A 25,943-nucleotide genomic window follows, 5' to 3' on the forward strand; every position below is an offset into this window, starting at 1 on the left:
CCTCGGCATCGCCGATCAGGCAAGACTCGCGTCCAGTCGCAGAAAACTGTCTGCAATCACCTGGGCGCCGGCGGCCACGTGTCCGGGCTCGGCGTTTTCCGCTTCGTTGTGACTGATCCCCTTCTCGCAGGGAATGAAGACCATACCGGTGGGGCAGCGCGGCGGGAAATAACGGCAATCGTGGCCGGCCCCCGAGTAGATCGTTCGCCATGGCTGGCCGCTGGCACTGACCGAGGCCTTTATCGCCTCGAATGCCGCACCGTCGAAATGCACCGGCGCCTCGCTGACGGTCTGCGTCACGCTGATCTGACAATGCTTGGCTGCCGCCAGCGCGAGAGGCTCGATCCGATCGCCCAACGATTTGAGCACCTCGGCATCCGAATAGCGGAAGTCGACTCCGAAGGTCACCTTTCCGGGTACCACCGACCAGGCATTGGGCGAAAGCGCGAAGTGACCAATGGTGAACCGGATCTCGTCCTTTTCGTCCCAGAACAGCGCATGAAGCTCATTGATGATCGCCACGGCATCGACCAGCGCGTCCTGGCGCAGGCTACGCGGTGTAGTGCCGGAGTGATCTTCCTTGCCAACCACCTCGATTCGGAACCGACGCATGCCTTGCATGCCAGTGACCGCACCGAGTACCTCGCCGCCGGACTCGAGTAATGGCCCCTGCTCGATATGAGCTTCCAGCAGTGCAGAGAACGGACTTCCCAATTCACGCCGTTCGGCATCGGGGAATTGCGCGTGCAACCTGTCGATGGCCTCACCCATGCTGATGCCATCGGCATCGAGCGCTGCGCGCGCCGTTTCCAGCGTCTTGATGCCAGCGTAGACGCCAGAGCCCATGCAGCCAGGCGTAAAGCGCGACCCCTCTTCGTTATTCCAGATCACGCACTCCATGGAATGCCGAGTGGTAACACCCGCGTCGTCGATCGCTTCCAGTGCCTCGAAAGCCGCCAGCACGCCGAAAATACCATCGAACCGCCCGCCCGTTGGCTGAGAGTCCGAATGAGAGCCGCTGACGAGAGGGGGTAATGAGGCGTCGGCGCCTTCTCGGCGAAGAAACAGGTTCCCGGCATCGTCCAGAAACAGACGAAAGCCCCGTTGCTTGGCCAGATCCGCCAGCAGGCGATGCGCGGCGATATCGTTGTCGTCCAGTGCCAGCCGGCAAACGCCGCCTTTGGGCGTACCTCCCAACTTGGCCATGGCTTCGACACGTTCCCACAAGCGCTGACCATTGATAGTCACAGGCATATTTCCCTCCAATCCTCTCGTATCGAATCCAATACGGCGATTCTGATTCAAGTTAGAGGCTCAACGCGCACCGCGATACCCGATTTTCGACCAACGACTTTTGGCCAACAGCTTTGGGCCTATAGAGTTGGCAGCGTCGGCTCTGGCGTCTTGATCCATGGGAGAGTGTCGGCGAAGTCGGGTTGAAGATGGTTACTCGGCCGCCATCAGGACATAAGCGCGAGGCTCTTACAGATCGCCGAAGTGATGCTGCAGCAGCGTCAGCGCGACCACGGGTGCGGTTTCGGTACGTAGAATGCGCGGGCCGAGGGTGAGCGCCTGGAAGCCGGCACGCCGGGCGGCGTCGACTTCGGCGTCGCTGAGACCACCTTCGGGGCCGATCAACAACGCGGCGGCGTCGACCGTCTCCGCCTGCTGCCAGCTATCGTCGGTGGCGGGATGCAGCACCAGACGCAGGCTCTCTTCACGCTCACTGAGCCATTCGGATAGCGACCGCGGCGGGTGAATCGGCGGCACGCTGGCACGCCCGCACTGTTCGCAGGCGCTGACCGCGACGCCCTGCCAATGCGCCAGCTTCTTGGCCTCGCGATCGCCTTTCAGACGCACATCACCATGCTCGACGTAGAGAGGGGTGATCGCGGCCACGCCGAGTTCGACGGATTTCTGGATCGCGTAGTCCATGCGATCACCCTTGGAGATCGCCTGCCCAAGATGCACGCTCAACGGGGACTCGCCACTGCCCTCGATCACCTGCTCGATCTGCGCGACGACCCGTTTGCGGCCAACCTCGACGAGCCTGGCCTGCGCCTCTTGGCCGCTACCGTCGAACAGCGTCAACGCTGCGCCCTCACGGAGTCGCAACACCAGCGCAACGTGGCGAGCCGGGCCTTCGGGTAGAACGATGTCGCCGCCAACGACGAAGCTGGCGGCGACATGGATGCGCGGTTTGGCCATGGCTCGAATTACTGCGTGGTTTCGCTGGCCTGGGCAGTGCGCTGCTTCTTCTGAGCGTACATCGCCTCGAAATTGACCGGCGCCAGCATCAACGGAGGGAAACTGCCGCGGCTGACCAGGCTATCGATGCACTCACGCGCATAGGGAAACAGCACGTTGGGGCAGAACGCGCCCAGTGTGTGATCGAGCTGATCGCCGGCAAGGCCGGAGATACGGAACAGTCCTGCCTGTTCGACCTCGACCAGAAACGCCGTGGCACCGTCTTCGTTGTTCGATACTTGCGCCGTCACCTTGACCACGACCTCGTAGAGGTCTTCGCCCACCGACTGGCTGGTGGTATCGAGGTCCAGGCCGACCTTGGGCTTGAACGGCTGCTGGAACACGCTCGGCGCATTGGGCGACTCGAACGAGATGTCCTTCACATAGATGCGCTGCAGGGAGAACTGCAGCTGCGGCTTATCTTGAGAACCGCCCTGAGAACCCTGCTGATTGTTGTCTTCCGCCATGATGCGTTTCCTGTACGTTCCTGAATGACTAAGAGCGTTTCCGAGTGACTAAAAGCGTTTTGGAGTAACTAAGAGCGTTCCTGCCTGACCAGCCTGACTGACCATGAGGTCTCGATGGCCGGCGCCTAGCGCCGAACCACCGGAAGGCCATCGGCCTGCCACTGAGCCATGCCGCCCTTGAGCTTGTAGACCCGGGAAAAGCCGGCCTGGCTGAGCTCGGTGACCGCAGCAGTCGATGTCTGACCCTGCTTGCAGACCACGATGACCGGTGTGTCCTTGTGCTTTTCGATCTGCGGCAGGCGATCCTTGAGGCGTGACTGCGGAATGTTCTTGGCGCCAGCGATATGGCCCGCCTTGAACTCGTTGCTCTCGCGGATATCGATCACCACACCGTCTTCGCGGTTGATCAGTGAAGTGGTTTCGGTGGTGGAGACGCCTGAAGCGCCGCCGCGCTTGGCCTCGAATGCCAGCCACGCCAGCAGCACGACCAGAAAGGCGCTGACCAGCAGCGGGTGGTTTTCGACGAATTCGAACAACTGATCGATCATGGGTCTGCCGACACTCTAAATCTGGGGCCAATGGGATCGCAAAACGCCTTCATGGCGTGCGACTCCGCCCTTGGCGCGTCTGCATCAAATCACGTCCGCAAGCTGGCATGAAAGCCTTCGTTGCTCGGGACGCGAGCGGCTGATAATCCTGGCCCGCTAGCGGGCGCCGGCCATTATACACGAGGCCGCCGTTGAAACGAGGAAGGCGCGGGTGCTCCGGCATTCCGAGGTCGGCGGCTGACCCCACTCACTCGGTGCGCTATCCTTCAGGACTCTGATTACTAAACGACGAATATCAAAACGGCAGATTCCAGGACGACTGATCCCGACGCCGCTGGTTTCGACACGACTCACCCCGTTCATCCGAATTTTCGAGGCTTGTCATGGCAGATACTTCTCGCATTCCGCGCCCCGTCGCGTTGTTGATTCTCGATGGCTATGGTCAAAACGATGATAGCGCCAACAATGCCGTTGCCGCCGCCGATACACCGGTGATGGATCGTCTCAAGCGCGATTTCCCCAACACCCTGATTCACACCGATGGCCCTTACGTCGGCCTGCCGGACGGGCAGATGGGCAACTCCGAAGTCGGCCACATGAACATCGGCGCCGGGCGAATCGTCTACCAGGACTTCACCCGCGTCACCAAGGCGATCGCCGACGACGCGTTGAAGACGAACGAGGCGCTCACCGCGCCAATCGATGACGCGGTCGCCAACGACGGCGCCGTGCATCTGATGGGTCTGCTCTCTCCCGGTGGCGTGCATAGCCACGAGGACCACCTGCTGGCGATGGCGGAACTCGCTGCCAGCCGTGGCGCCAAGCGGATCTACCTCCACGCCTTCACCGACGGCCGCGATACCGCGCCCAAGAGTGCCGGCGCCTCGATCGAGCGAGCCAACGCCAAGCTGGCCGAGCTGGTCGGTGCCGACCATGGCTTCGTCGCGTCGGTGGTGGGTCGTTACTTTGCCATGGACCGCGACAACCGCTGGGATCGTGTCGAGAAAGCCTATCGCGTGGTGCGCTTCGGCGAGGGCGAGTACGTCGCCGACAGTGCCGAAGCCGGGCTGGCAGCGGCGTACGAACGCGGCGAGACCGATGAGTTCGTCGGCGCGACTGCCGTGCGGCCCCCACAAGGCGAGAGAGTCGGCGACAAGATCGTCATGGCCGACGGCGACGCCGCCCTGTTCCTGAATTTCCGCGCCGATCGTGCCCGCGAGCTGACCCGCGCCTTCGTCAATCCGGATTTCAACGACTTCGATCGTGGCGAGCGGATCAAACTGGCCGGCGAGGGTCTGGTGACACTGACCCACTACGCCGACGACATCGACACGCCCGCCGCCTTCCCGCCCAACGATCTGGTCAACACTCTGGGCGAGGTCGCGGAGAGCCATGGCCTGACCCAGCTGCGCATTGCCGAGACGGAAAAATACGCCCACGTCACGTTCTTCTTCTCCGGCGGTCGCGAGGCCGAGTTCAAGGGTGAAGATCGCGCCATGATCCCGTCGCCGAAAGACGTCAAGACCTACGACGAGAAGCCGGAGATGAGCGCTTACGAGCTGACCGATACGCTGGTCAAGGCGATCGAGGCCGGCAAGTACGATCTGATCGTCTGCAACTATGCCAATGGCGACATGGTCGGCCACTCCGGCGACTTGAAAGCGGCCACCAAGGCGATCGAGACGGTAGACGTGTGTCTCGGCCGCGTGGTCGAGGCGATCCAGAAGGCCGGCGGCGAATGTCTGGTCACCGCCGATCATGGCAATGCGGAGATGATGGTTAATCCCGAAACCGGCAATCCCCACACCTCTCACACCACGTTCATGGTGCCGCTGGTCTATGTCTGTCAAAACCAGGCCGATCAGAATAGGGCGGCCAGGCTCAAGCCGGATGGGCGACTGTGCGATCTGGCACCGACACTGCTGCACATGCTGCAGCAGCCCGCGCCCGAAGAGATGACCGGCAATGTGCTGATCGAAGATGCGTGACGCGGGTTCGCCATTCATCGTCATCCACGAGGGAGTCCGCCCGACGTGAATCGTAGGCAAGTCAGGCGTCTCTCTCGGTCCAGATCAGGTAGCGGTACGATTGCATTCTTGCTGGCCAGCAGCCTGCTGCTGGCCGGTCCCGCTCTGGGTCAGGCCAATCCGCAGGAAGCCCGAGCCAGACTGGATAGTCTGGCGACCGATATCCAGGCACTACAGGGGAAGCTTGAAAATACCCAGGCTGCTCGCGGTGATGCCCAGGACGAGCTGGAACAGGTCGAGACGGCGATCGGCCAGACCCACAAGCGCCTGGATGCCCTCCAGACCGAGCGCCATCAGCTCGATGGCGAAGTCGACAAGCTTCAGCACAAGCGCAAGACGCTGGCGGCCGATCGCGACCAGCAGCGCGAGGCGCTGGCACGCCAGTTCGACGCGCTCTATCGTCTTGGCACCACGCCCCAACTGAAGTTGTTACTCAATCAGGATGATCCTGCCGAGGTCGACCGGCTCCAGCACTATCTCAATGCGCTCTCCTCGGCGCGGCGCGACAAGCTCGAGCAGCTGCGCGCGCTCAACCAGCAACTGGACGACAATCTGGCGGCGATCGACCAGCGCCGCTCGCGCCTGGATGAGGTGCAGACCGACCTCGAACAGCAGCGCCAGCAACTGGCTTCGGGCTTGAAGGAACGTCAGGCACTGGTGGCCAAGCTCAGTGGCCGCTATGACAGCGAGCAGTCTCGGCTCGAGGATCTCAATCAGGACAGGGCCCACGTCGAACGTCTGCTGAACCGTATGCAGAAAGAGCTCGCCAATCTGAAGAAGCCGCCGCCCTCGACCGCTATTCGGCAGACGCGCGGCGGCCTGCCATGGCCGGTACAAGGGTCGATGCTGTCGAGTTACGGCAGTGGCGACGGGGTCAATCGCAACGGCATTCTGATCGGCGCGCCGGAAGGCACCGCGATCAAGGCAGTGCATGCCGGCCGGGTGGTCTTCGCCAACTGGATGCGCGGTTTCGGCAATCTGCTGATTCTCGATCACGGCGACGGCATTCTGACGCTGTATGCCCACCTTCAGCAGATCGACGTCGATCCCGGACAGCAGGTGGACAATGGCCAGACGGTTGGCGCCGTCGGCAATACCGGCGGCCAGTCGCGCTCGGCGCTCTATTTCGAAGTGCGCCAGAACGGCAATCCGATCGATCCGAGCCGCTGGATCGGACGACGCTGATCGACCTGGCTCTCTGTAACCACCGGTTGCGCTGGATCATCCCCCCGCCGAAACGCTATGCTGGTTATCAAACGCCGTTCCCTCACCGGGACGGCTGGGTGGCGTCAGAGGCTTTTTTCACACGCCGTTTGTTCACAGGCCTCTGTACATAGGGCTTCGTACACAGGGCTTTTATTCACAAGCCCAGGTTCGAGGTCGGCGGATCGGGATCCGCGGCGCCAACGAACCTATTCAGCTCGAGTCGCGGAGACCGCATGCATTCAAGCCGCCTGATTCCACGTGCCAAAAGGCTACGTACTGCCGGACGCCAGACTCGAGGTGCTGCCTTCGCCCGCCCGCTAATGGGTTCGTTGCTGTTCGCGCTGATCCCCGTCATGGGATTGGCTCCGGCCGCTCAGGCGCAGACCGACAGCGCTGGCGACGTTCCCGCTCAGACTCAAGGCGGCGGTCTCAGCCAGGCCGAACAGGATGCCGCCAACGGCTTGCCGGTGGAGGACGTCCGGACCTTCGCCGAGGTCTTCGAACGCATCAAGCGCACCTATGTGGAAAAGGTCGACGACAAGACGCTGCTGCGCAATGCCATGCGCGGCATGCTCAGCCAGCTCGATCCGCACTCCGAATATCTCGATGCCGATGCCTTCCAGAATCTCCGTGAAACGACCGAAGGCGAGTTCAGCGGCGTCGGGATCGAGGTTGGCTTGCGCGACGATCAACTGACCGTCATCGCGCCGATCGACGACACTCCGGCCGCCCGCGCCGGCGTTCAACCGGGCGATCGCATCGTCGCCATCGACGGCACCCCGACCAATAATTTGAGCCTGCAGGAAGCCGTGGATCTGATGCGCGGGGATGCCGGCACCGATATCGAGTTGACGCTGTTGCGAGACGGCGAGCAGGAGCCGCGCGATCTCACGCTGACACGCGAGTCGATCCAGTCCGAGAGCGTTTCCAGTCGTCTCGTCGAGCCCGGCTACGGCTATCTGCGGATCAGCCAGTTCCAGAGCCGCACCGGTGAGCAGACCCGCGACGCGCTGGAGTCGTTGACGAAATCGGGGCCGCTGCAAGGGTTGGTGCTCGACCTGCGCAACAACCCGGGCGGCGTGCTTTCCAGCGCCGTCGACGTTGCCGACCAGTTCCTCTCCAGCGGGCTGGTGGTTTACACCAAGGGACGCCTGCCGGACGACGACATGCGCTTTACCGCAAACACCGCGACCGTGGCCCCGGACGTGCCGCTGGTGGTGCTGATCAATGGCGGCAGCGCTTCCGCCGCCGAGATCGTCGCTGGCGCGTTGCAGGATCAGGGGCGAGGGGTACTAATGGGCACGCGCAGCTTCGGCAAGGGCTCAGTACAGCAGGTGATGCCGCTCGGCAACGGCGATGGTCTCAAGCTCACCACCGCACGTTACTACACCCCCAGCGGACGCTCGATTCAGGCCGAAGGTATCGCCCCGGACGTTCGCGTGGTCAGGGGCCGACTGGAAGTGGAAGAGAGCAGCGGCCTGCAGCTGCGTGAATCCAGCCTGCGCGGTCATCTGCTGAATGGTGACCCCACCACTCCTGGTGACAATCCCGAGACGCCGGTCGCCGCCGACGATTACCAACTGAGTGAAGCGCTGAACCTGCTCAAGGCGCTCAACGTGGTGCAGCGGAACCGTTCGGGTGCGGCGGCCGCCACCACCGACAAGGCGCCATCCCCCTGAGTGGCTTCCTGAACGTGGAAACGAACGCCAAACCAAAACGGCTGCCTTTCAGGCAGCCGTTTTTGATGGGTCTGTCATCACGAAGCGTCAACTACCGACACCGCTCGGGTAGATCGCCGTATTCCCCCAGCGCCTGACGAATCAACAGCCGCTTGATCGGCATCAAGCGGTCGACACCGCTGAGGCCCCAGTTACGCACGAACCGCAGCGCCGGCAGATCACTGCCGAATAACCGCTGAAACCCTTGCATGGCGGCGAGCATGGCGGCGTTCTCGCTGCGTCGACGACGTTCGTAGCGAGCCAGAATGCGCGGATCGCCGGGGTCGGCCCCCCGCTGGCGGGCACGAATCCACTCTTCGGCAAGTACGGCCGCATCCATCAGCCCCAGGTTGACGCCCTGACCGGCCAACGGATGCAGGCTATGCGCGGCGTCACCGACCAGTGCCAATCCTTCGTCGACGTATCGCTGTGCGTGGCGCTGGGTAATCGGGAAATGCGGAGCGGCATCGATGACTTCGACGTCGCCCAGTCGGCCGCCCAGCCCCCGTGCCAGCTCGATACCCAGCTGCGACCGCCCCTCGTCGGTTTCGCCCAGCGCCGTCAGTCGCCGGGCCTCGCCGGGCGTGGTCGACCACACGATCGAGCAGTGATCGTCCCGACCGTCGATGGTCAGCGGCAGAAATGCCAACGGCCCGGTGGAAAGGAAAGCCTGCCGTGCAATTCCGCCGTGACCGATGGCGGTACGCACGCTGGTGACCATGGCGGCCTGTCCGGTGTCGCGCTCGTGAACCGGAATCCCGGCCATGCCGCGCAGCGGGGAATTCGCGCCGTCGGCCCCGACGATCAGCGGCGCCCGGCGCTGTTCGCCGTTATCCAGCGTGACCAAGGCGCGGCCGGCATCGCGAACGTCTTCGCGGTCAATCTCGTTCCCGCGCGCCGTTTTCTCACGCACGTAGCCCGTCAGGCGCACTTCCTGCAGCCATTCCACGTTGGGCAATGCCTGCAACCGCTGTGCCAGCGCCGCCAGCAGCAGATCGTTCTCGACGATATGGCCCAGCGAATCGACACCCACGTCTTCGGCATCGAACCGGATCTCGCCGCTCCCTTCGGCGTCCCAGACCTGCATGCCGCGATAGGCCGCGACGCGACGCGATGCGAGCCAGGGCCACACGTCCAGTGTCGTCAGCAACCTCCGGGATGCTGCCGTCAAGGCGCTGACGCGCAGTGCCGGTTTTCCCTGACCCAGGGTTTCGATCTCCTCGGGTGCTGGCGCCGCATCGACGATTGTCACTCGCCAGTTGGCTTCGCCCAGCAACAGGGCCAGTGTCGAACCGACGATCCCGCCGCCGACGATGAGTACGTCGCTGTCATCCATTACGCGTCTTCCCTCCTGGGATTTGCCTAGCGTTCGATTCCCATGGCGCGGCGTGCCAAAGTGCGACGCAACGGCCCGAGCGCATTGAGTCCGATCAGCCCGGCGGCGCGGGCGTGGCCGAGTACCGCATGATCGATACCGAAGAGCCGAATCAGGCCGTCGCTGAAGCGTACGATCTGATGCGTGTCGGCCGTGCGGCTGGCTTCGAATTCCGCCAGCGTAAGAGCATCACCGGCCGTGCGACCGTTCGCTCGCGCCTTCTCGATGGCGGTAGCGAGATCCATGACGCCGCGCAGCGCCAGATTGAAGCCCTGCCCCGCCACCGGATGCAGCGAATGTGCGGCGTTGCCCAGAATGGCTAGATGCGGGCGGATCGTCTCTCGCGCCGTGACCAATGACAGCGGATAGGCGTGCCGCTGGCCCACCCGTCGGAAGCGACCGGCACGATCACCGAAGGTCCGCTGCAGACGGTCGAGGAACAGAGTGTCGGGGAGTGCCAGGGCTTCCTCGACGTCGCCCTGTTCATGAGTCCAGACCAGTTCCATGCGGCGCCCGGTCAGCGGCAACAGCGCCATGGGGCCCTCCTGCGTGAAGCGTTCGAATGCCCAGCCGTCATGCGCCCGATTCATTTCGACGTTGGCGATCAGCGCGGTCTGCCGATAGGCATGGTGGTTGCTCTCGATACCCAGACGCTCCTTGAAACCGGAGCGTCCTCCGTCGGCCAGCACCGTCAGGCCCGCCTGGATGATCTCGCCGGTATCGAGCGTGAGACGATAGCCGCCGTGCTCGGCCTCGAGCGTCTCGACCCGCGCCGGGCAATGCCAGTCGATCGGCAGCTGATCGAGCCGCGCGTGCAGCGCTCGCCCCATCCAGGCGTTGGGAATGACGTAACCCAGCGCCTCGACGCCGAGTTCATCGGCGTGCAGCCGGGTCGCCCCCAGGTGGCCGCGCTCACTGATATGAATATGCCGGATCGATGATGCCTGCTCCCGCATCGCCGGCCACACTTTCAACTGCTCGAAATGCCGACGCGATCCATAGGCGATGGCACTGGCGCGAGCATCGAAGCTGGGCTGATAGGCGTTGGTCTCGTCGGCTCTGGGCAACGGCTGCGGTTCTATGATCGCGACACGCAGCGGCGCTCGCCGCTCGCCCTCATTCGCCCTCGCCCTCTCATCTCGCTCGGCTTCTATCAGGTCGCCCAGCGCGCAGGCCAGGCTGGCGCCCACCAGGCCTCCACCAATGATCGCCACGTCGACCGTGGTTACTTGCTGCGTCTGGGGCATCAGGGCCGACCACTCCATTACGATTGGAAATTCACAAGCCGCTCATCATGTGGCCTACAGTCGCCTTACATGAGTTACGTAATTTTTGCGGCGCGATTGGCGCTGATCAAAAAACGATCAGATCTGACCCGCCATCAGCGCTTCGATCGCGTCCGCAGCCTTGGGGACTCCTGCGGTCAGCACTTCACCGCCAGACTCGGTCACCACCACGTCGTCTTCGATACGAATGCCGATGCCGCGATAAGGAAGCGGAATATCCTCGGCGTCGGGGATATACAGGCCGGGCTCGACCGTCAGCACCATTCCCGGTTCCAGCGGTCGTGGCTCACCGTCGACCCGATAGCTGCCGACGTCGTGAACGTCCAGACCGAGCCAGTGCGAGGTCGAGTGCAGATAGAACCGGCGGAAACTCTGGGATTCGATGCACGCTTCCAACTCACCTTCCAGCAAGCCGAGTTCGATCAGCCCGGCGGTAAGATCACGCACAACGCCCTGATGAATGGCTTCCAGCGTGGCGCCGGGCTTCACCGAGGCCACGCCGCGTTCTTCTGCCGCCAGCACGATATCGTAGAGTGCGCGCTGAGCTTCACTGAAACGGCCGTTGACCGGGAACGTTCGGGTAATATCACCGGCATAGAGATCGAACTCGCCACCGGCGTCGATCAGCACCAGATCACCGTCTGCCAGTGGCGCGGCATTTTCGATGTAATGCAGCACGCAGGCGTTGGCACCGCCGCCGACGATGGTGCCGTAGGCCGGCGCCCGCGCCCCGTGCCAGACGAATTCGTGCTCGATCTCCGCCTGCAATTGATATTCGAAGCGCCCAGCGCGGCTGGCGTGCATGGCCCGGCAATGCGCCAACGCGCTGATCCGGGCGGCGTGACGCATCAGCGCCAGTTCGGCCTCGCTCTTGGTCAGTCGTAATTCGTGAACCAGGGCGCTCACATCGGCAAAGCGGGTGGGCGCGACCGCGCCACACCGAGCACGGGCGCTCAACTGGGCACGCACGCCTTCGGCAATGCCCATGGCTCCAGCATCGGCCAGCGGCAGATACACGGTTTGCCGACCATCCAGCAGTTCAGCCAGGCTCGATCGCTGGGTATTATCGAAAGCCTCGTCCATGCCGTACGCGTTGACGGCACCCTCGGGACCGATACGAATACCGGTCCAGGCCTCTTTCTCGGGGTCCTTCTCCTGACAGTAGAGAATGGCCTCTCCGGCTTCACGGCCGGGTAACAGCAGCAACAGCGCGTCGGGCTCGGGAAATCCGCACAGATAGTGGAAGTCGCTGTTCTGACGGAACGTATATTCGCTGTCGTGATTGCGCGTCTTGAGCGCAGCACCTGGCAGCAGCACGGCACTGTCTTCGGGCAATTCGGCCATCAGGCGTTCGCGGCGAGCGGCGAATTCTTCCATCGAGATGGCCGCAGGATGCGATAACGGCTCGGGTAACATGCCTCTCTCCTTGCGCGGTGCGTCTCGAGTCTTGAAGAGACGCCTGAAAGTTTGACGATCGTGCCTCTGGTTTTCCGAAGCCCTGGTTTTCCGAGGCCCTGGTCCTCCGAGACCCTGGCCTCGAAGCGCGAACGGATTCAGTGCAGCGACGGCGGCGTTTCGCCGTCATTGGCGGCCAGGTCAGCGTCTTCGGCTTCGACCTGTTCCACCTGAGGCTCGCCGGGATGTTGCTCGGTATAGAGCAGCATTGCCGCCATTCGGGCGTGTTCGGTCAGCGCGAACAGATCGTTCTCGTTTTCGGGATCGTCGGCAATATCGACATCGATCGCCGATAGTGTACCGAGATCCTCCAGCGCTTCACGCAGGGGCGGCGACCAATTCTCGTAGGTTTCGCCATCCACTTCGTTGACGATCTCGAGAAAGCCCTGGGTCCATTCCTTGAGACCTTGAGCCCGCTCGGAAAGCGAGAACAGCTCATCCGGCAGCATCGGCTCGAAGTTCAGCTCGGCCGCTGACAGCGCATCCAGCGTCTGGCGCCGCCAGCCCAGCAGTACGTCGGCATCGTCGCGACTTTCCGGCTGCTCGACATTGAGTGCGCGGCAGACCTCCTCGAGCCAGCCTTCGGCACTGATGTCCTGCAGGCCGAGTTCGGCGCACAGACGACCGTCGAGAAACGCCGGTGACTGCAGGCTGCCATGCACCAGAAAGACGTTGGCGACGGTGGAAAAATCGAGCTGGTCGTTGATGATCGACATGTCGGCATCCAAGATTGGTGAATCGCGAGCGTTGATGAGCGTGCAGCGCGGCAGGCGTCGCGTTGACCGCCCATAATCGGCTCTCTATAGTGACGGATCAATCGCGGCGGCGATCGGTCTGGGCCTTCGATCCTTCCCCAGCGTAGCCGATCATCGACCGCTGGCAGGGTAGCGAATGCAGACAGTGGCCGGTCGACACACCGCGCGAATGCCTGCCATCTTACCGCATCGATCTTCACCGCCCACCCCGGAGCGACACCATGAGCGACACGTCTCGCCCGACGACCGAAGTCACCTTGCTGGGCAAATCCTTCGTGATCGCCTGTCCGCCGGAAGAGCAGGAACAGCTGAAGCGCTCCGCCCGCTATCTGGATCGCGCCATGCACGGCATCCATTCTCGCGGAAAAGTGCTCGGCGCCGAGAAGATCGCGATCATGGCCGCCCTCAACATCACCCACGAGCTGCTGACGGCGCTGGATTCACACCGCGCCGGTGAACAGAGCTTGAGTGATCTGAGCGAGAGACTGGAACGCGCGCTGGCCAAGGCGGGCGAACCCGGCCAGAAGACGCCTGCCTCCTGAAAGCTTTAGCAACTCTCTCAATCCTTCATTGGGCTACGAGGGCCGCTCTGCTACGATAGTGGTGTTTCCTGGAGTGTGCGCCAGTCATAACAGTCCCTCGAGCCTATGCGCAGTACCCAGGGGGCCAAATGCTAGGCAGGCCCGTGTGCATGTCCGCGCGACGGAAAGCCTGAAGGCTTGCCTGCGGCCACCCACCTTGAACCAGTAGGTTCAGGGCCAGAATGACAGCGGCACTCTGGGGAACTCTCTTGTCTCTCAACAAGACCACCGCAACGATCACCACCGAGTTTGCCCAACCAGCCACGACACCGCCGAACGGCGAGTCGGCCGCTGACGGCAGCCTCGATAGACGTGAACTTCGTCGCCAATTGCGCCGACGTCGACGCGCACTGACCCCGCACCAGCGACGCATCGCTTCCCGCGAACTCTGCCGTCACCTCAAACGCCTGCCCGAGCTGCAACGCGCTCGTCGCGTGGCGCTTTATCTGCCCAATGATGGCGAGATCGATCCGCAACCGCTGATCGACTGGCTGACCACACGTCGTGCCCACGTCTATCTGCCGGTGCTGCGGCCGCTGTCCGATAATCGATTGTGGTTCGTTCGTTATCACGCCGGCACACGGATGACACGAAATCGCTTCGGCATTGCCGAACCGGATACGCGATTCGGCGCTCATCGCGTCAATCGCCTGCCGGCCTGGGCGCTGGATACGGTACTGCTGCCGTTGGTGGGATTCGACGATGAAGGGCAACGGATCGGCATGGGCGGCGGTTTCTACGATCGCACTTTTGCATTTGCCCGCCGCCAACGCCCACGGCCACGTCTGATCGGGCTCGCTCACGACTGCCAGCGGGTGGACGCCTTACCGGTGGCCGGCTGGGATGTGCCGCTGGATGCGATCGTCAGCGATCGACGGATCATTCAGCCACGGCGCTAGCGGAGACGGGACGGGAGCCCAAACGACGACGGCCGGCAGCGTTTCCGCTACCGGCCGTCCTCAGCCACACCCCATTGGCTTCACGCTCTTCGCCACCCCGTGATATACCGACCGCATGAGCCAGATGATCCAGAGGGTTTACGGGTCTCAAGCGCCCAGCAACGTCTGCGCATAGCCCGTTGCCACGACGCCGACGCCGAAGATCAGTACCAATGCCATTACCAAGTCGGGCTTGCGTTTCATGTCGACTCCGCTGCGTTGGGTTCGGCCGCTGCCCCCAGCAGCGACGCGCACGACTATAGGGTCAGGCCAAAATCTTGACAAGAGCGTTTCCGGCCCGGATGACACCTTTTTCGTTACCCAACAGTATCGGCCTTTACACAAAAAGGTTTAAGTCGGATTCAGACCCTTTCGAGGCCTATTTCACGCTTTTGTAGTGACTCTACACGAGGTTAGGCCATGAATAGCCGATACGCCGTATTGTCGGTCTCTTTCCAGTAGCGGTAACCGATGCGATCGAAGTGCTCCTCGGCATGGGCGCGATCGCCATTGGGCATCTGCAGCCCCACCAGTACCCGGCCGTAAGCGGCACCATGGTTGCGATAGTGGAACAGCGAGATGTTCCAGTCCGCCGGCAGATGGGTGAGGAAGTTCATCAGCGCCCCGGGTCGTTCGGGAAATTCGAAACGGTAGACCTCTTCCTCGAAGCGCTCCCTGGGTCGACCACCACCCAGATGGCGAATGTGCAGCTTGGCCAGTTCGTTGTCGGTGAGATCCTCGACCGGATAGTCCGCTTCACGCAACCGGCGGATGACCTCTTCACGATCCTCCCCGCCGGGTTTGACCTGCACGCCTACGAAGATGTGCGCACCGTCGGGATCGGCGTAGCGATAGTTGAACTCGGTCACCATGCGCCGCCCGATCACCCGGCAGAACTGCTTGAAGCTGCCCGGCCGTTCGGGGATCTGCACCGCCAGTATCGCCTCGCGCTGTTCGCCCAGTTCGGTGCGCTCGGCAACATGCTGCAGACGATCGAAATTGATGTTGGCGCCGGAATTGATGCACATCAACGTCTGATCTTGCGCCCCGGTCTGCTGGATATACTTTTTAAGCCCCGCCAGCGACAGCGCACCGGAGGTCTCCGCCACCGCCCGCGTGTCATCGAAGGTATCCTTCACCGCGGCACACATCTCGTCGGTATTGACGGTGATCACGCCGTCGACGTGATCGCGCAGGATCTCGAACGGTGCCTCGCCGATCTGAGCCACCGCGACCCCTTCGGCAAACACCCCGACCTGATCCAGCGTCACCCGTTCGCCCGCTTCCAGCGCCGCCTTGAGACAGGCGGAATCTTCGGCCTCGACACCGAAAAGCTTGATCTCCGGACGCAGATATTTGATGTAAGCGGCAATACCCGCCAACAGACCGCCGCCGCCGACCGGCACGAAGATGGCATCGAGCGGGCCGGAGTGCTGGCGTAGAATTTCCATCGCCACGGTGCCCTGACCCGCGATCACATCGAAATCATCGTAGGGCGGAATGTAGGTATAACCGTGCTCGGCGATCAATTCCCGAGCGTGGCTCAACGCCTCGCCGAAAGCATCGCCTCGGAGTACCACCTTGGCGCCCCAGCCGCGTACCGCGGATACCTTGATATCCGGCGTGACGCGCGGCATCACGATCACCGCCTTGACCCCCATCTGCTTCGCCGCCATCGCCAGCCCCTGAGCGTGGTTGCCGGCGGAGGCAGCGATCACTCCCTTGGCTTTCTGCTCCTCGCTCAACTGCGCCATCTTGTTGTAGGCGCCGCGAATCTTGAACGAGAACACCGGCTGCAAGTCTTCGCGCTTGATCAGAATCCGGTTGGAGAAGCGGCGGGAGAGCGCGGGCAGCGGGGAAATCGGCGTCTCCCGAGCCGCCTCGTAGACGCGGGCCTGGAGGATCTTCTTGACGATGTCTTCGAGTTGCATTCGGGTATGTCCTGGCGAACAGCTGGGGCGCAGCGCTTCCGCCTCGAAACCGGCGGGTACGAGAACGGTGGATAATAGTGGACCCGTATTGTTAGCAGACCCCGGCACCGAGCGTCCAGCGCCATCGGCAGCGCATGCCGCTTGCTTTATAATGGCTACCCTCGGTTTCTGTCCGATCACGCGCCCATGCCCGGCTTTCCGACAGAACCTCGATCTTCTCCATCAGCCTGCCGGAACCGACATGACTCAGGACGATCTCAAGCGCGCCGTCGCCGCTGCAGCCCTCGACGACATCGATAATCTTTTGACGCCCGATGCGGTGATCGGCGTGGGAACGGGGTCCACGGCCAATCATTTCATCGATCTGCTGGCGGGACGCAAACATGATTTCCGTGGCGCGGTGGCGAGCTCGGAAGCCACCGCCGAACGCCTGAAATCGCACGGTATCGACGTGCTCGAACTCAACTACGTCGGCACGGTGCCTGTCTACGTCGACGGCGCCGACGAGATCGATTCGAAACTGCGCATGATCAAGGGCGGTGGCGCGGCACTGACCCGCGAGAAGATCCTGGCGGCCTGCGCGGAGCGTTTCATCTGCATCGCCGATGCCAGCAAGCGTGTCGAGGTGCTGGGCGGCTTTCCGCTCCCGATCGAAGTGATTCCGATGGCGCGCTCGTATGTCGCCCGCGAGATGGTCAAGCTCGGCATTACGCCTGTTTACCGGGATGGCGTGCTCACCGATAACGGCAACCGCATCCTCGACGGCTACGACAAGCTGTTCGACGAGCCGGAAGCGATGGAAGCGGCGCTGGACGCCATCGTCGGCGTGGTCACCAACGGCCTGTTCGCGCGGCGTCCGGCCGACGTGCTGCTGCTCGGCGGCGACAATGGCGTCGAGCGCTTCACGCGTTGAGGCAAAGCGCTACAACCGATTGGGGCACTCCAGATCGTTGGCAAACGCCACTAGATTCGCGCAGGTCACCTGCGCGATCTCCTGCAGCGCCTCGACCGTGAAGAAACCTTGATGGCCTGTGATCAGCACGTTGGGGAAGCTCGTCAGGCGGGCGAAGATATCGTCATCGATGATCTCGGCCGAGTGATCGCGGAAGAACAACTCGCTCTCTTGCTCATAGACATCGATTGCCAATGCCCCCAATTGTCGCGACTTGAGCGCAGCGATCACGGCAGGCGTGTCGATCAGTGCACCGCGCGACGTATTGACCAGCATCGCGCCGGGTTTCATGGCCGCCAGCGTTTCGGCATCGATCATGTGATGCGTCTGCTCGGTCAGCGGGCAGTGCAGCGAGACGATATCGGACCGAGCCAGTAACGCCTCCAGCGGCACCACTTCCCCGTACGCAAGGAACGTGTCACTGGGATAGGGATCGTAGCCCAACACCTCGCAGCCGAGCCCCTTCAGAATGCGCGCCATGCAAAGACCGATCCGCCCGGTACCGATCACCCCGGCCGTCTTGCCATGAAGCGTTACTCCCAATAGCCCATCGAGGGCGAAATTGCCCTCGCGTACGCGATTGAATGCGCGATGCGTCTTGCGATTCAGGGTCATGATCATCGCCAGCGCGTGCTCCGCCACGGCTTCCGGCGAGTAGGCCGGCACACGTGCCACGAACAGACCAAGCCGATGGGCGGTCTCGAGATCGATATTGTTGAAGCCGGCACAACGCAGCACGATTGCGCGGATATCCATTGCCGCCAGTGCCTCGAGCACTTCAGCGTCGAGGCAGTCGTTGACGAACACGCAGATGGCATCGCTGCCTTCGGCCAGCGTCACGGTACCGGTATCGAGGCTGGCTGTCTGATAGATCCACTCGAGACCGGCATCGGCCCGGGATTCGACGAGCTCGTCGAAAAAGCGGCGATCGTAGGGTTGGGCGCTGTAGACGGTGATTCTCATGGTTGGCGTCGGGCGCATGACGTCACACTCGCAGCAAGAGGGCTCTTTCCCTAGGGTAGAGAATCTCCGAGCAGCCGCCAGAGACCGTTCGCCGCACCCAGGGCGGGCTCACCAAAGCCTGTTCGGACAAAATGCTCCGGGCGAAGCGCTTCGAGCGAGGCCCTACGAGCAGAATACTTCGGACAAAGTGTTCGAAGAAACGCTAAGAAACAGGATTCAGACTAATCCAGGAAGATGCCGTGTCCCTGCCGATCATCCACCATCCTGGTTACAGCTGCGAGTGGCCCGAAGGACACCCGTTCCCGATGGCGAAATTCCGTGTCCTGCGGGAGCGATTGTCAGCGCTGGGCTTCGATGCCCGCGACGATGTTCGATGGATAACACCGAGCCCGGCAACCAGCGGGGCGTTACTCCGCACTCACACCGCGGACTATTTGCAGCGCTTCTATCTAGGTGAAGTCTTGACCACGCGACGTACGCCGAGCGGCTTCCCCTGGTCGCCGGCGCTGGTCGAGCGCACATTGCTGGAAGTCGGCGGTACGTTGGCCACCGTGGAAGCGGCACTGGAGAGCGGTCTAGCACTCAATAGCGCCGGTGGCACTCATCATGCCTACGCCGATCGCGCCAGCGGCTACTGTCTGCTCAACGATCTGGCGGTCGCGGCACGTTATCTGCTGGCTCAGCATGGTCTCGAGCGCATTCTGGTCGTCGACTGCGACGTTCATCAGGGCGACGGCACCGCCTGGATTTTCCGCGATGAGCCGAGAGTCTTCACGCTCTCGCTCCATGGCGAGGCCAATTTCCCCTTCGAGAAGCGCCGAAGTGACCGCGACGTCGCGCTCCCGCGCGGCACGGGTGACAACGCCTATCTGGCGTGTCTCGCACGCGAGCTCGACCCAATCTTGACCGATTTTCGGCCGCAGTTCGTGTTCTTCGACGCCGGCGTCGATGTGCATGCCGATGATCGGCTAGGGCATTTTTCGCTGAGCACCGACGGGCTCTATCGTCGTGACGCCTTCGTGCTGGAGCGCTGTCGGCGGTTGGACGTTCCCGTCGCCGGCGTCATCGGTGGCGGCTACGATCGGGATCTCGAGGCGTTGGCGGATCGTCATGCTCAGTTGTTTCTCGCCGCGCTGGCGTTGCATTCCAGGTTCGGCCGCAAAGGTCCTGGTTAAGCGGCTAGCTGGCAGGAAGCATCGAAATACCCATTCATCACCGGCAACGAGATCACTTCTGCTCTCCGGAAGCCGTCGTGAAGGGTTTTCCCGCAGTTCCCTTGCTGCCGAACAGATCGATGTGTGCGTCGCCCCAGGCTTTCAGCGCCATCAGGATAGGTGTCAGCTCTCGACCGCGCGCCGTAAGGCTGTATTCCACCTTCGGCGGAACCTGCGCATGGACTTCGCGGTGGATCAGTCCATCGGCTTCCAGCTCTCGCAACTGGTGGGTCAACATGCGCGGGGTGATAGTGTTGATTCGTCGTCTTAGCTCGTTGAAACGCAGCGTTCCTTCCTCGAGCAGATACCACAGCACGACGCATTTCCACTTGCCGCTGATGAGGCTGACCGCGGCTTCGACCGAACAGCCCGGCTGGCAGTCGAAACGCGAATAGTGAGTCTTGGCCATCACGGTATCCTTTTTGATACTACTGGCGTTTTTTGTGCGTATGAGCCATTGAAGCCCTTACTTTATGATCGGATAACGAGAGGCACAATCGTCAATCAAGAGGGAGAGTCGAAATGAAAGCTGTCGCTTACGAGACGCCGGGCGAAATCCAGCGCGCGGATTCGCTGGTCGATATCGAACGCGAGATGCCCGCGCCCCAAGGCCGCGACCTGCTGGTCGAAATCAAGGCGATATCGGTCAATCCGGTCGACACCAAGATCCGCGCGCGCGCATCGCCAGAGCCGGGAGATTGGAAAGTGCTGGGCTGGGACGCGGCGGGCATCGTCAAGGCCGTTGGGGATGACGTCGACGGCTTCGAACCCGGCGACGAGGTTTGGTATGCCGGCGAACTCACCCGCCCCGGCACCAATAGCGAATATCATCTGGTGGACGAGCGGCTGGTCGGCCACAAGCCAAAGACGCTCGGGTTCGCCGAAGCCGCCGCTCTGCCGCTGACCACGATAACCGCCTGGGAGATGCTGTTCGATCGGCTGGAGGTGAATCGTCCGGTCGTCGGCGCCGCCAACGCCATCCTCATCATCGGTGGCGCCGGTGGCGTCGGTTCGATCGCCATTCAACTGTTGCGTGCCCTGACCGACATGACCGTCATCGCCACCGCGTCACGCCCGGAGACCCGAGCCTGGGTCGAAAGCCTCGGCGCCCATGCGGTCATCGATCATAGCCAACCGCTCGCCGCTCAGATCGAACAGCTGGATCTGGGCGCGCCGGGGTTCGTGTTCTCCACCACCCAGAGCCAGCGCCACCAGGACGAAGTGGTCGAGTTGATGGCGCCGCAGGGTCGATACGGCCTGATCGATGATCCCGAAAACTTCGTCATCAACGATTTCAAGCGCAAGTGCCTCTCGGTTCACTGGGAGCTGATGTATACCCGCTCGCTGTTCCAGACCCCGGACATGGATGAACAGGGCGCATTGCTGAATCGCGTCGCCGGACTGATCGACGACGGCCGAATCCGAACCACCCTGACCGAAACGATGGGACCGATCAACGCCGCCAATCTCAAGAAAGCGCACACTTTGATCGAGAGTGGTCGGGCCAGAGGCAAGGTCGTGCTGGAAGGGTTCTAGGTTTTGTACGAAAAGTAGGTTCCGATCAAAAGCGACTCCCTGCCGCCGACCTGCCCGGTCGGCGGCAAGGGCTTTCTGCAAGGGCCATCTGCAAGGGTCGTCTGTCAGTCCCGGGAGTCGCTCTCGGTGGTTGCCGCCAGCTGCGCGCTGATCGCTCGGCGAGTCCGGACGAGTGCGCCACGATTGGCGGCAACCACCGCCCGCCCCGCTTCACCCAACCGATGACGGCGCTCGTCGTCGCTCAGCAATGCCACGAGAGCCTCGCCCAGCGCCTGGCCGTCTTCGACCTCGACCCGTGTGTCGCTCTGCGCCAGGGTATCGGCGATCTCGCGCAAGTTATCCAGATACGGGCCGCTGACCACCGCGACACCCAGCGCCGCCGGTTCGAGCAGATTGTGCCCGCCGATCGGTACCAGCGAGCCGCCGACGAAAGCGACATCGGCACAGCCGTAGAGCGTCATCAGATCGCCCATGGTATCGCCCAGCAGCAGTGTCGTGGTGGCGGTGAGCGTCGGCCCGGCACTCAGGCGCCGAACCTGCTCGCCGACCTCGAGGCAGTAAGCGTTCACTTCGTCGAAGCGCTGCGGATGACGCGGCACCAGAATCAGCAGCGCCTCGGGAAAACGACGCTTGAGGAAGGCATGCGCGGCCAGGACCTGCTCATCCTCGCCGGGATGAGTAGAGCCCGCAATCCAGACCGGCCGCTCCCCCCAGCTCTCCCGTAGCCGCCGACTGGCCTCACGCGTGGCTTCGTCGACGTCGAGATCGAACTTCAGCGCTCCGGTCACGGCCACTCGCGACGGCAAAGCCCCGAGCGCCAGGAAGCGTTCACTATCGACAGTGGATTTGGCACCGATCCAGGCGATCGTCTCGAGCATGCCCCGACTCAACGCCCCGAAGCGTTGATAGAGGCGGAACGCGCCAGCACTCAGGCGCCCATTGGCGACCACCACCGGCACGTTTCGTTGGCGACAGACTTCAAGCAAGTTGGGCCAGAGTTCGGTCTCGGCGATGATCGCCAGACGCGGATCCAGCCGCTTGATGAATCGACGCGCGCTACCGGGGAAATCCAGCGGCAGGAAATGGTGGGAAACACGCTCGCCGAAGGTCTGGCGCACGCGCTCGGCGCCGGTGGCAGTCATGGTGGTGATGACGAGATCGTGATCGGGGTGGTCGTCGAGCAATGCCCGAATCAATGGCGTTGCCGTGACGACTTCTCCTACCGAGGCCGCGTGTAGCCAGAGTCGTGGACGATCGCCAATGATCGAGATGAAGCCGAGTCGCTCGCGACGCGGGTGAGTAGGTGCCCACTCACGCCACACCTGCCACCAGATAAGGGGAGACAACAGATAGATCGTCAGTGAATAGAGCCAGCGCGCGAGTCGCGGCGACACTTGGAGCCGAGAGCGCATCGGCAATCAGCGCTCACGATCGAGAATGGTGTCGATCATGGTGGTGGTCGACACGCCATCCTCGAAGCCCAGCACCAGAACCTCGCCACCGTTGCCGATGACCGCCTCGCCACCGGCGATATCCTCGGGCCGGTAGTCGCCGCCCTTGACCAGCCGATCAGGCAGCACCGCCTCGATCAGCCGTGCCGGCGTATCCTCGCGGAAAGGGACGACCCAATCCACCGCGGCCAACCCCGCCAGCACCTGTGCCCGACGCGCCAGGGTGTTGATGGGCCGTTTGGGCCCCTTGAGCCGCGCCACCGAGGCGTCGTCGTTGACCGCAACGATCAGCCGGTCGCCGAGCCGCTTCGCCTGTTCGAGATAAGCCACATGTCCGGCGTGCAGGATGTCAAAGCAGCCGTTGGTCATGACCACACGCTCGCCCCGTGCCTGGGCTGCGCGCACGGCACCGATGAGCGACACTTCCTCGATGACGCCGTACTCGGCCAGACTGTCGCCATGAAGCGCGGTATAGAGCTCCGCCACGGAGAGTACGGCGGTGCCGGGCTTGGCCACTACCAGTCCGGCGGCCAGATTGGCGAGCATCACTGCCTCGCCGAAACCATGGCCGGCCGCCAGCGCCAGACCCAGCACCCCGATCACGGTATCGCCGGCGCCAGTCACGTCGAAGACTTCGCGGGCATGCGTCGGTAGATGCAGCGGCGCATGACCTTCACGAATCAACGTCATGCCACGCTCGCTGCGCGTGATCAGCAAGGCTTCGAGCTCGAGACTCGCCCGTAACTGCTCGCCCTTGTCGGCCAGCTGCGCGTCGTCGGCGCAGGGCCCGACGATCGCCTCGAATTCGGTCAGATTGGGGGTGATCACGCTGGCACCACGGTAGCGGCTGAAATCGCTTCCCTTGGGGTCGACCAGCACCCGCTTGCCGGCGGCGCGGGCAGTCGCGATCAACGTCTCGACCCGATTGAGACTTCCCTTGCCATAGTCGGACAGAATCACCACATCCGCATCACTCAGCGCCGCTGCCACCTTCTCGATCAGCGGCGCGGTGTCGACGTTCCACAGCGATGATTCGAAATCGAGACGGATCAGCTGCTGGTTGCGACTCATGACACGCAATTTAGTGATCGTGGGCACATCGCCGCTGCGCTGGAAGTAAGCACTCACGCTGGCGGCTTCCAGCGCACGTTCCAGATGGCCGGCGTTATCGTCATCGCCGACGACGCCGGCTAGGCTTGCTCGCCCACCCAGCGAGGCAATATTGAGTGCCACGTTGGCCGCCCCGCCGGGGCGATCATCGGCGTCTTCCACCTTGACCACCGGCACCGGGGCCTCCGGTGAAATGCGCGATGTGCCGCCATGCCAGTAACGATCCAGCATGACATCGCCAACCACCAGCAGACGGGCATGCTCCAGTTGCGAAAGGTCGACTTTCATCCTCGTGACTCCAGCGCGTCGCCGTCGACGGATGCAGCGGTATCGGCCAGTAGCCGATCCAGGTGCTCGACCACGTCGTCCAGCGTGATCAGGGCCATGGCATCGGCGTGGCGGACCCGTGTGCCCCAGTTGACGGCCTCGACGGATTTATTCAGGTAGCGGCGTACGGCGTCAGGGTAGCGATTGACGACATGATCGCGCCAGCAGTATGGCGCCGCGCGATCCGGGTTGGTGGTCGCATAGAGCCCCAGCGTCGGCGTTCCCAGCGCATTGGCCATGTGGACCGGGCCGGAATCCGGCGCGATCACCACACGGGCGCGCCCCAGCAGGGCCAGCAAGCCCTTGAGCGACGTCCGGCCAATGGCGTCGATGATCTCGACGTTCGGACACAGCCGCCGAATCTGTTCACCCATGTCACGTTCCTGAGGGCTACCCCCGCCGCTCATCACGGTTCTCAGCCCATGACGCTGCCAGGCATGTTCGATGACAGCCGCATAGCCCTCAGCCGACCAGTTGCGAAAATTGCGCAGGCGCGGATTGGCGCACGGGCTGATGACCAGATAGGGCTGGTCGCCGGTCAAATGGCGAGCCTCTTCATAAGCCGCATCGGGCACCGGCAACGACCAGTCGAGACGCGTATCCTCGACGCCCAGCAAACGCGCGAAGTCCATGAAGGATTCGAGCACGTGCGCCCGCGGATGTGGCGCCAGCTGGCGATGCGTGAACCAGTGCTGCCAGTCCTTGGCCCGCGCCTTGTCGTAGCCCACGCGCACGCCGCATTTGAGCCCCAACGACAGCACGCTGGCGCGCAGCGCCTGTTGCATGTGCAGCAGGACGTCGAAGCGGGTGTCCTTGAATTGGCGCCAGATCTCGCGCATGCCGGCAAAACCGGTGGCCTTGTCGTAGATCACCAAATCGACGCCATCGAGCCCGCTCAGCAGGCTGTATTCGGCCTTGCCGACGATCCAGGTGATACGTGCTTCGGGCCACTGGCGCTGCAGCGCGCGCACCGTAGGCACCAGATTGCAGACGTCGCCCAGCGCGGAAAGGCGCAGGATGCCGATGTGTCGCGGGCGCTCTGGCAGAGATTGCTTCATGGGCTTGGATGAATTCCCACAGGATAAAACGGGCATTCTAGCGGAAGCGAGGGTGGAATGCGTCCCGCGCCTCGGTCATCAGCTTATCGACATGAGAGAGTCGGACCATTCAAGACTAAAGGCAGTCGATATCCCTCCATTGACCCAAACTACCTTGCCTGCTTTTTGGGATATACCGGGATCGTTTCGAAATTCAGCCGCGCTGTCGCTTGGCGCTCGAACTTCCATGCATGGCCATACCACTGTCGACCACCGCCGCCTTCAGTAAAACCAATCAACGAGACGGTAAAGTCCAGTTCAAGCGCCGCTTTTAGATCCATTAGTAGCGCTATCATATAAAAACCCGTGGAAGCACCGCCTCGATCCGGCAGATCATCGAAAGGATAGTCCTCCAGTAGAGAAAGATTTCTAGTCATAGGAATAAAATGTATGTTCCCTTTCTCGATGGATCCAACATCCCCATCCAGAAGAAATGTTTCAGTATCTCTAGCCAGCTTTTTAAAGACTCGAATCCGTAATTTATGGGGAAATCCAAAAAAACTCTGTTTCCGAATGCCGTATCTATGCACAAAACAATGATTCGCTTTCAGGGGAAGCTTGTACAGCTGGCGGCATTTATTAAAGCTAAAAATCAAACAGTCTGAAGTAATTGCCGCTTGGCGAATATGCTTTTGTGTTATGTTGGGATTGCTAGCTACCAGCACTACTCTTGTTGTCTCTTTGAGCTTATGTAACAAGCTCCCGGGGGCTATGGAGAGTGCTGTCGGGTCTTCCATCATTTTCATAGATTATTCAGCT

General features: G+C 62.4%; 23 protein-coding genes and 1 other RNA gene. 9 read left to right on the forward strand and 15 right to left on the reverse strand.

Features of this window, described 5'->3' with window-relative positions; all coding sequences use genetic code 11:
* Nucleotides 1-15: 15 nt before the first annotated feature.
* From DOM27_RS01130 to DOM27_RS01145, 4 genes are all read right to left on the reverse strand, one after another.
* Entirely contained in the window at nt 16-1,254 is a 1,239-nt protein-coding gene (locus DOM27_RS01130) for a hydantoinase/carbamoylase family amidase (RefSeq protein WP_110654234.1), read from the reverse strand.
* A gap of 228 nt (nt 1,255-1,482) precedes the next feature.
* Nucleotides 1,483-2,208 carry a 16S rRNA (uracil(1498)-N(3))-methyltransferase gene (locus DOM27_RS01135; RefSeq protein ID WP_110654235.1) on the reverse strand — a complete coding sequence of 242 codons (726 nt, stop codon included), beginning with the start codon at nt 2,206-2,208 and terminating at the stop codon, nt 1,483-1,485.
* Between the two features lie 8 nt (nt 2,209-2,216).
* Complete coding sequence (secB, locus tag DOM27_RS01140; RefSeq protein WP_110654236.1) at nt 2,217-2,714, reverse strand: protein-export chaperone SecB; 498 nt, start codon at nt 2,712-2,714, stop codon at nt 2,217-2,219.
* Nucleotides 2,715-2,839: 125 nt separating this feature from the next.
* On the reverse strand, nt 2,840-3,262 hold the full coding sequence (locus tag DOM27_RS01145) for a rhodanese-like domain-containing protein (RefSeq protein WP_110654237.1): 423 nt from the start codon (nt 3,260-3,262) through the stop codon (nt 2,840-2,842).
* A gap of 383 nt (nt 3,263-3,645) precedes the next feature.
* Between DOM27_RS01145 and gpmI the strand changes: the two genes are divergently transcribed.
* The 3 genes from gpmI (at nt 3,646) to DOM27_RS01160 (ending at nt 8,174) form a co-directional block, all read left to right on the forward strand.
* The gene (gene gpmI, locus DOM27_RS01150; RefSeq protein ID WP_110654238.1) at nt 3,646-5,250 is read left to right on the forward strand and encodes a 2,3-bisphosphoglycerate-independent phosphoglycerate mutase; all 1,605 of its coding nucleotides are present in this window, start codon (nt 3,646-3,648) and stop codon (nt 5,248-5,250) included.
* 108 nt (nt 5,251-5,358) lie between these two features.
* Nucleotides 5,359-6,474, forward strand: coding sequence for a murein hydrolase activator EnvC family protein (locus tag DOM27_RS01155; RefSeq protein WP_245392546.1), 1,116 nt, complete (start codon nt 5,359-5,361; stop codon nt 6,472-6,474).
* A gap of 374 nt (nt 6,475-6,848) precedes the next feature.
* Complete coding sequence (locus tag DOM27_RS01160) at nt 6,849-8,174, forward strand: S41 family peptidase (protein ID WP_110654887.1); 1,326 nt, start codon at nt 6,849-6,851, stop codon at nt 8,172-8,174.
* A gap of 91 nt (nt 8,175-8,265) precedes the next feature.
* Here the strand turns inward: DOM27_RS01160 and DOM27_RS01165 are convergent, their stop codons facing one another.
* From DOM27_RS01165 to DOM27_RS01180, 4 genes are all read right to left on the reverse strand, one after another.
* A complete protein-coding gene (locus tag DOM27_RS01165; protein WP_110654239.1) occupies nt 8,266-9,549 on the reverse strand; it encodes a UbiH/UbiF/VisC/COQ6 family ubiquinone biosynthesis hydroxylase in 1,284 nt (427 codons plus the stop codon).
* Between the two features lie 26 nt (nt 9,550-9,575).
* Entirely contained in the window at nt 9,576-10,835 is a 1,260-nt protein-coding gene (gene ubiH / locus DOM27_RS01170) for a 2-octaprenyl-6-methoxyphenyl hydroxylase (RefSeq protein WP_110654240.1), read from the reverse strand.
* A 117-nt stretch (nt 10,836-10,952) separates the two neighbouring features.
* Nucleotides 10,953-12,290: a Xaa-Pro aminopeptidase gene (gene pepP / locus DOM27_RS01175; protein ID WP_110654241.1), complete on the reverse strand. Its 1,338-nt coding sequence runs from the start codon at nt 12,288-12,290 to the stop codon at nt 10,953-10,955.
* A 137-nt stretch (nt 12,291-12,427) separates the two neighbouring features.
* Nucleotides 12,428-13,045 (reverse strand): UPF0149 family protein, encoded by a 618-nt coding sequence (locus DOM27_RS01180; RefSeq protein WP_110654242.1) that lies wholly within the window; start codon nt 13,043-13,045, stop codon nt 12,428-12,430.
* A 260-nt stretch (nt 13,046-13,305) separates the two neighbouring features.
* Here DOM27_RS01180 and DOM27_RS01185 point away from each other — a divergent pair, with 260 nt between their 5' ends.
* From DOM27_RS01185 to DOM27_RS01195, 3 genes are all read left to right on the forward strand, one after another.
* Nucleotides 13,306-13,626: a cell division protein ZapA gene (locus DOM27_RS01185; protein ID WP_110654243.1), complete on the forward strand. Its 321-nt coding sequence runs from the start codon at nt 13,306-13,308 to the stop codon at nt 13,624-13,626.
* 62 nt (nt 13,627-13,688) lie between these two features.
* Nucleotides 13,689-13,872: non-coding RNA, 6S RNA (gene ssrS, locus DOM27_RS01190), on the forward strand.
* Nucleotides 13,873-13,874: 2 nt separating this feature from the next.
* A complete protein-coding gene (locus DOM27_RS01195) occupies nt 13,875-14,564 on the forward strand; it encodes a 5-formyltetrahydrofolate cyclo-ligase (protein ID WP_280952104.1) in 690 nt (229 codons plus the stop codon).
* A 452-nt stretch (nt 14,565-15,016) separates the two neighbouring features.
* Here the strand turns inward: DOM27_RS01195 and ilvA are convergent, their stop codons facing one another.
* Nucleotides 15,017-16,534 carry a threonine ammonia-lyase, biosynthetic gene (gene ilvA / locus DOM27_RS01200; protein WP_110654244.1) on the reverse strand — a complete coding sequence of 506 codons (1,518 nt, stop codon included), beginning with the start codon at nt 16,532-16,534 and terminating at the stop codon, nt 15,017-15,019.
* 241 nt (nt 16,535-16,775) lie between these two features.
* Here ilvA and rpiA point away from each other — a divergent pair, with 241 nt between their 5' ends.
* Nucleotides 16,776-17,447 carry a ribose-5-phosphate isomerase RpiA gene (gene rpiA, locus DOM27_RS01205; protein WP_110654245.1) on the forward strand — a complete coding sequence of 224 codons (672 nt, stop codon included), beginning with the start codon at nt 16,776-16,778 and terminating at the stop codon, nt 17,445-17,447.
* A gap of 9 nt (nt 17,448-17,456) precedes the next feature.
* On the opposite strand, the gene DOM27_RS01210 is transcribed toward rpiA, so the two are convergent.
* A complete protein-coding gene (locus tag DOM27_RS01210) occupies nt 17,457-18,449 on the reverse strand; it encodes a 2-hydroxyacid dehydrogenase (protein ID WP_110654889.1) in 993 nt (330 codons plus the stop codon).
* A 239-nt stretch (nt 18,450-18,688) separates the two neighbouring features.
* Here DOM27_RS01210 and DOM27_RS01215 point away from each other — a divergent pair, with 239 nt between their 5' ends.
* Nucleotides 18,689-19,624, forward strand: a complete 936-nt coding sequence (locus DOM27_RS01215) for a histone deacetylase family protein (protein WP_110654246.1) — start codon at nt 18,689-18,691, stop codon at nt 19,622-19,624.
* 52 nt (nt 19,625-19,676) lie between these two features.
* Here the strand turns inward: DOM27_RS01215 and DOM27_RS01220 are convergent, their stop codons facing one another.
* Nucleotides 19,677-20,072, reverse strand: coding sequence for a winged helix-turn-helix transcriptional regulator (locus tag DOM27_RS01220; RefSeq protein WP_110654247.1), 396 nt, complete (start codon nt 20,070-20,072; stop codon nt 19,677-19,679).
* A gap of 113 nt (nt 20,073-20,185) precedes the next feature.
* On the opposite strand from DOM27_RS01220, the gene DOM27_RS01225 reads away from it, so the two are divergent.
* Nucleotides 20,186-21,199, forward strand: a complete 1,014-nt coding sequence (locus tag DOM27_RS01225; protein WP_110654248.1) for a zinc-binding alcohol dehydrogenase family protein — start codon at nt 20,186-20,188, stop codon at nt 21,197-21,199.
* A gap of 104 nt (nt 21,200-21,303) precedes the next feature.
* Here the strand turns inward: DOM27_RS01225 and waaA are convergent, their stop codons facing one another.
* The 4 genes from waaA to DOM27_RS01245 form a co-directional block, all read right to left on the reverse strand.
* The gene (gene waaA, locus DOM27_RS01230; RefSeq protein ID WP_110654890.1) at nt 21,304-22,611 is read right to left on the reverse strand and encodes a lipid IV(A) 3-deoxy-D-manno-octulosonic acid transferase; all 1,308 of its coding nucleotides are present in this window, start codon (nt 22,609-22,611) and stop codon (nt 21,304-21,306) included.
* A gap of 6 nt (nt 22,612-22,617) precedes the next feature.
* Nucleotides 22,618-24,048, reverse strand: a complete 1,431-nt coding sequence (gene hldE, locus DOM27_RS01235; RefSeq protein WP_110654249.1) for a bifunctional D-glycero-beta-D-manno-heptose-7-phosphate kinase/D-glycero-beta-D-manno-heptose 1-phosphate adenylyltransferase HldE — start codon at nt 24,046-24,048, stop codon at nt 22,618-22,620.
* Nucleotides 24,045-25,145: a glycosyltransferase family 9 protein gene (locus DOM27_RS01240; RefSeq protein ID WP_110654250.1), complete on the reverse strand. Its 1,101-nt coding sequence runs from the start codon at nt 25,143-25,145 to the stop codon at nt 24,045-24,047. Before DOM27_RS01240 ends, hldE begins: the two co-directional genes overlap by 4 nt.
* A 149-nt stretch (nt 25,146-25,294) precedes the next feature.
* Entirely contained in the window at nt 25,295-25,930 is a 636-nt protein-coding gene (locus tag DOM27_RS01245; protein ID WP_110654251.1) for a hypothetical protein, read from the reverse strand.
* Nucleotides 25,931-25,943: the final 13 nt, after the last annotated feature.

It is taken from the genome of Salinicola halimionae (genome assembly GCF_003206065.1).
GTDB lineage: Bacteria > Pseudomonadota > Gammaproteobacteria > Pseudomonadales > Halomonadaceae > Salinicola > Salinicola halimionae.